General features: G+C 59.7%; 7 protein-coding genes. 4 read left to right on the top strand and 3 right to left on the bottom strand.

Annotated features, from left to right (window positions below):
* The 4 genes from J4G38_RS27170 to J4G38_RS27185 form a co-directional block, all read left to right on the top strand.
* Positions 1-318: hypothetical protein (locus tag J4G38_RS27170; RefSeq protein WP_226163976.1), on the top strand; the 318-nt coding region annotated here is incomplete at its 5' end.
* Positions 319-343: 25 nt separating this feature from the next.
* Positions 344-571: a hypothetical protein gene (locus tag J4G38_RS27175; protein ID WP_210521958.1), complete on the top strand. Its 228-nt coding sequence runs from the start codon at positions 344-346 to the stop codon at positions 569-571.
* A 125-nt stretch (positions 572-696) separates the two neighbouring features.
* Complete coding sequence (locus J4G38_RS27180; protein ID WP_210521959.1) at positions 697-903, top strand: hypothetical protein; 207 nt, start codon at positions 697-699, stop codon at positions 901-903.
* Between the two features lie 649 nt (positions 904-1,552).
* Positions 1,553-2,503: an Abi family protein gene (locus tag J4G38_RS27185; protein WP_210521960.1), complete on the top strand. Its 951-nt coding sequence runs from the start codon at positions 1,553-1,555 to the stop codon at positions 2,501-2,503.
* A gap of 858 nt (positions 2,504-3,361) precedes the next feature.
* On the opposite strand, the gene J4G38_RS27190 is transcribed toward J4G38_RS27185, so the two are convergent.
* The 3 genes from J4G38_RS27190 to J4G38_RS27200 all read right to left on the bottom strand — a co-directional run bounded on the left by J4G38_RS27190 (position 3,362) and on the right by J4G38_RS27200 (position 5,550).
* Positions 3,362-3,655: a hypothetical protein gene (locus tag J4G38_RS27190; protein ID WP_210521961.1), complete on the bottom strand. Its 294-nt coding sequence runs from the start codon at positions 3,653-3,655 to the stop codon at positions 3,362-3,364.
* A 244-nt stretch (positions 3,656-3,899) separates the two neighbouring features.
* Positions 3,900-4,289 carry a nuclear transport factor 2 family protein gene (locus J4G38_RS27195; protein ID WP_210521962.1) on the bottom strand — a complete coding sequence of 130 codons (390 nt, stop codon included), beginning with the start codon at positions 4,287-4,289 and terminating at the stop codon, positions 3,900-3,902.
* A gap of 367 nt (positions 4,290-4,656) precedes the next feature.
* On the bottom strand, positions 4,657-5,550 hold the full coding sequence (locus J4G38_RS27200) for an MBL fold metallo-hydrolase (protein ID WP_210521963.1): 894 nt from the start codon (positions 5,548-5,550) through the stop codon (positions 4,657-4,659).
* Positions 5,551-5,646: the final 96 nt, after the last annotated feature.

Raw genomic sequence — 5,646 nt, forward strand, 5'->3', positions numbered from 1 at the left:
GCCGGCAGCGCCGACGGCGGCGGCCCCAGCCCGGAGCTGGTGCAGCTCTACAAGTTCTACGTGGCCGGCGACATTGACCTGGCCATGATACGCGGCGAGCTGGACCGGCTCTATCCGCAGTACCCCAGCGGCGACCCCAAGTATCCCGACCCGCCCACCCCGCGCCCGGTGTTTCCGCCCCTGGTGCTGGTCGAGGCACCCGGCCGGGTGTTTCCCTTCGCGGCCGAAATGGCGGCGCTGGTGCAGGAGTTGGAGGCCCTGCCGCCCCGTCAGCACTACCTTGAGCTGGACCTGAGCACCGCTCCCACACACCTCTAATTTTGCAATTGCAAAATACCCCTGAATGAAGACCGAAGCCAAAATAACCGCCTATCTGGCCAACCTTGACCAGGCCGACGAGCGCTTAAAAAACGACGTGGTGAAGCATCAGCAGCTGCACCAGCTCTACCCCGACGCGGGCCACGAGCGCAGCCGGACGCTGGCCGAGCACCAATTGCTGGCCGTGCGGGCGAAAGCCGCCGCCTTGGAGTGGATACTAGAAGCCGACAGCGGCCACATTCCCCAGGACTGAGCAGTGCCCCTTTCCGTTTGCAATTGCAAAACGACCGGCCGGGTAGGGCTTAGGGTAATTTTATCCCCTGCCGGCTAGGCTAGGCCCCGCGCCGAGTCGGCGGTTTTCCCCTAGTTGTTTAAGAAATGGACACAGCCGAACGTTTTGGCCCCGCCGAGCAGACCCCGGCGCAGCGCCAGGCGCTACTCGATGAAGTGGAAGCCCACAAAGCCGCCCAGGGGCTGCCCCCGCTGAGCCCGTTCGGCCAGCGGCTCTACCGGCGCTACGTGGCCGGCGAGCTGAGCTTGGCCGAATGCAGCGTGCAGCTGCACCAGCACTACGGCCGGGCGTAGCCTCCTGGTTTAGTCGATAGCCTTTCCAAGCAAATAGTGCGAGAGGGGGATATACACGGCCAGCAGCGCCACTAAGGCGTTTTGCTGGCCAGCGGAGAGCGAGAGGCTTTCTAAGGGTGTTGTTAAACAAGTAGGGGAAAACCTCCGACTCGACCCCTCAGCTGTGCGCGTCCCTTGACTAAAGAGCTGTTTAACAATAATTTCCTCGTTCTGCGGATAAAACGATAGTCTTAACGTTCGTTTCCGCTAGCCAATTTTGATTGCCTTAAGGGGCGTGTAAGACTATTGGTTTTTCGATGCTTTTACGGCGCTTGGTCACCTTATCACGAGCAACCACGCCCTTTGACCATGGACTCGGAGGTTTTCCCCTATTTGTTTAACAACACCCATGTAAGGGCACACTTGCAACGATAGAAATCTACTTCCTGGCAAGGTCCGGCGTTGATAACTGGGCTTCTGAAACGCTAGGATTGCCTTTTCTCTCAAAAAGCCGTATCTTTGTCGTACAAAAAAAGTATCCGCCACATCGGCTCTGCCGGTGCTGTTTGGTTGGTACCGTAAAATTCTTCGGTCACAAGCTTCGGCTTGCTGTTTGACCGGAAGCCCACCCCGCTGAGGGTGGGTTTTTTTTTGCCTGCCGCTCTGCTCTATGCCGCCCCGCCCCATCCGCCATTTCACGAAGCCCGCTATTGACTTCATGCAGCAGCTGCAGAAGCTACAGGCCCGGGGCCTGGTAGTGGCCGACGAGCCGCGGGCCCTGCGCTACCTGGCCAACATCAGCTACTACCGTCTCAGCGGCTACTGGGGCAGCTTTCTGACACCCGGCACCAGCCACTTTCAGCCCGGCACCACCTTCGACGACATCCTGCACCGCTACCAGTTCGACAAGCAGCTGCGCCTGCTTTGCCTGGAAGCCATCGAGCGGCTGGAAATCTCCTTCCGCACCCAAATCATCTACCACCTCACGCGCTACACCGGCGACAACAACTGGTACGAGCAGGCCCGCTTTTTCAAGCGCGGCACGCCCGCTGAACAAGCCGCTTCGGCCCGCCTGCTCTCGACCATTCGGGGCGAGCTAGACCGGGCCAAAAGCAAAACCTTCATCGCCGACTACTACCGCTTCTACGACCAGCCCCGCAACCCGCCGGCCTGGATGGTCCTGGAACTGCTCTCCTTCGGTACCCTCTACAACCTGTTCACGCAGTTTGTCGATACCACGCCCAAGCTGGCCGTTGCCAACCATTTCAACCTGGCCCTGACGGTGTTCAATTCCTGGATGCAGAGCCTCAACGGCGTCCGCAACAAGTGTGCGCACCACGACCGGCTGTGGGACATCTCGATGAAGCCGATGCTCTCCAACCAGCGGGGCCACGCCGGCTACTGGCTCACGGAGCCCAACGTGACGGTGATTAACACCAAAATCTACTACACGCTCTCCATCTTCAACTTTTTGATGATGCAGGTCAGCCAGACCTCCAGCTTTGGACGGCGCGTGGTGACTCTGCTGCGTGAATACGATATTGTTGCCCTGGGCCTGCACCAGCAGCACATGGGCTTTCCGGCGGGATGGGACCAGGAAATCATGTGGCTGGAGGTATAGTAGTAGAAATCCAAAAAGAGATGCTCCAATAAGGGTGATATAGAAACAAGCAAAAAAAGTGCCTCTACGCCTTGGAAACGCTCCCTCGAAAAACACCCACTAAGGGCCCGTTTTGCGAACACTCCGCCTACCCCCGCCAACGGCCCCGAAAATTCAGTTTTTTGAGGCCTGTTCAGGGAGGGTTTTTCGAATACGCAGCCCCGCGCTGAAAGCAGGTCTATTTTGAGCGTCATGCAGCTAGCCACTACTGGCGCTTGGCTAGCCAGAGCCAGACAACTTGTTGAAGCACTCCTATGCCCCAATACAGGGGAAACTTGAAGTAGGTGTAGGCCATCGTGAACGCGTCGAAGGACTCAGTAGGCTGCGGGTGCAAGCGAAATTCAACATCTTGCGAGAGCAGTGGCAACACCAAACCAAAAAGCAGCAAGCCTAGCAAGCACCGTGGACGCCACATTGGGCGATACTTCCACCACACCAGCGTACTGCCTGCTAGGAGGCAGCAGACGGCGTAGTCGAAGTAGCTGATTAGCATAGGCTGTTTCGGTGAAAGCTGGCGAAAAGACTGGCGTAAAGCTACTCTCCGTCAAATAGCCTGAGTAAGGGGCTCAGAAAGCTCCTTCCCGAGTAAGGGGCTCAGAAAGTCCTTGCCAAGTGCGTTTCCAACGCGTGGCGGGGGTTGGATAAGGCAAAAACTGATGGGTCAATAAGGTGCACCTTTCTGGTTCCTCCGCCGCCCAGTAGCAGGCGTGCCCCGGACAGCACTTGGCAGCCGGTAACCAACGGGCCGTTTAACTTTTGGACCAAACTGTTAACCAAGGCCAAGTTTTACCCTATATTGTTTAATAACACCCATTTTTATCACCTGGCCGCGTAGGTTAGGTAGACTCCATGAACAAGCATAAATAACCCGTCCAGCACCGTGATGCCCTTCAGGCGTTGCTTCCAGCGCCCCGAGCGGTGGGCGTACAAGTCCAGTACAAACTGCGAACCGTTGGCCAGCCCCAGCGCCGCGCTGGCTCCAACCGCCGAGGTGGCCCCGTAAGCCCCCGCCCCGGCTACCAGGACGTATCCAATGTTGAGGGCACCCAAAAACCGCAGCACATCGACCGCAATCGGCGAAACCGGCACCTCGCTGGTGAGTGATTCGAGCATGCGGCGGGTCCGAAACAGGAAGTAATAAGCAGCACAGGCGTGCCAAAGGGCCGTGGCCAAGAACAAGTAGCGCATCATTTCACCAACAGGAAGCGCCACTTTGGGCGGCAGGGCAACCGTCTAACAGGCACTAAAGCTAGCGCGTAGCCGCTAGCTGCACGATCCCATAAATTCGTGCGAAATTCCAGGCCTGACAATACACCACCACGCCCTAGGACTACACCGCGCGGGCGGTGGTGCCTGCTTATGAAAGGGCGGCTACTACGGGCTGGCTGTCCACAATCTGCTCGAGGGCGACGACGCGGCCCTCGCGCAGCGTCCAGACGTGCGCCACCCGCGCCCGCATGGGCTTGCCGGTGGCCCGGTAGGTGCCCGCGTAGGTGCCGTAGGCGATGACCAGGTCGGCGGCCTCGGCGTAGCCCTCCACCTCGACGCGGAAGTGGTCCCACTCGGCCTCCAGCCGGTCGAACACGTTGGTGCGAATGGCCGCGAAGCCCACGTAAGTGCCGGCGTAGGGGAAGCCGGCGGCTTCGGTCCAGCGGGCATCGGGGGCCAGGTGCTGTTGCAGCGCCCGGCCGTTTTCTTCTGCCGAAGCCCCCTCGTAGGTGCTGCGCACGATGTCCAGATTAGTCATAAAATCCGGTAAAAAACCCCCTGTTGCCGGGGGGCGTTGGCACAAAAAACAGCTACTACTTCGATTCACTGGTGGTGACTTTGGCCCCCGTTTCGAGGCCCATAGCCCTGCCCCGGCGGGGTATTTTTTGCGCAGGCGCTCGATGAGCCGGGCGCTGGCGGGCCCGTCGGTCAGGGCGGCTACGTCGTCCAGCAGGGACTGGCCGGGGCAGGCCACGGAACAGGCATGCCGGCAGGACAAAAATCAGTTGGTCGCGCTGGCGGCTAAGTGCAGCATGCCGATGCCGAAGCGGCAAAAGGGGCCGTCTCCGCGCAGGGGCAGCGGCTTTTCTCTTCGACAACTAGGGGCCATCCACAGCGGCGCCTGCTCAAAATTGCATTTCGCCCGTGTTCACCTTGGCCCCGATTTCCAGGCCGACCAGCAGCCCGGCCTGGGGGTAGCGGGCTTTCATGGCGGCTATCAAAGCAGCACTGTTGGCAGCTTTCCCGAGTTCGGCCTCGTAGTCGGCCAGGTACTTTTTGGTGTAAGCGATGATGCTGGCGTCCAGTACGTTGTTGTCCAGCAGGTGGCCGGGAATGACGATGGCGGGCTGGAGCGCTTCCATGAGGGCGAGCTTGGCCCGCCAGTCGGCTTTGCGGCCGGGGGTCGCCACGTCGGTGGTCCACAGGTGCAGGCCGCTAAACAGGCGCACCCCGCCCACAATGGCCTTGGCGTCCGGTATCCACACAAAGCTGTAGTCGGCATCGGCCCCGTCCAGGCCCTTGATTTCCAGCCGGTGGCCTTCCAGCTCTAGAAAGTCGGTTTTGAGGACCTGCGGCAGGACGACGTTGTTGGCAATGGCGGGGCCCATGATCGGGCCCCAGTAATCCAGCTTGTGCTGCGCCGTGCGCAGGATGAGGGCCACGGTGGGCGCGCTGGCGTACACGACGACGCGGGGGAAAGCCGCTTTGAAGGCCGGGAGGCCGAAATAATAATCCGGGTCGCCGTGGCTGATGTAAATGGCTTTGAGGGTCTTGCCGCTTTTTTTCAATTCCGCCACCACCTTTTCCGCGTCAGTCAGCGTGTACTGGGCATCAATCAGAATGGCCTCCCGGTGCCCCATTACAATGGTGGAAGCCACGTAGAGGCCCGGCTCGGCGGCGCTGTACACCTGGAGGCGCAACGGCCCGGCCGGTATGGTCTTGAACACTTGCGCATCCGCGCGTTGGCTGGTCAGCATGAGGGTCAGAACGGTTAGGGTTACCTGAAGAAAGTGCTTCACTTTTTGGGGGCGCTTGTATAAATGCAAAGTTGCCCGCCGGCGGGGCGGGCAACCATTGAACTAGTTCACCAAGTGCCGCGGCCCCGCTATTTTTTT

Source organism: Hymenobacter terricola (assembly GCF_017921975.2).
In the GTDB taxonomy this organism is placed as follows: domain Bacteria; phylum Bacteroidota; class Bacteroidia; order Cytophagales; family Hymenobacteraceae; genus Hymenobacter; species Hymenobacter terricola.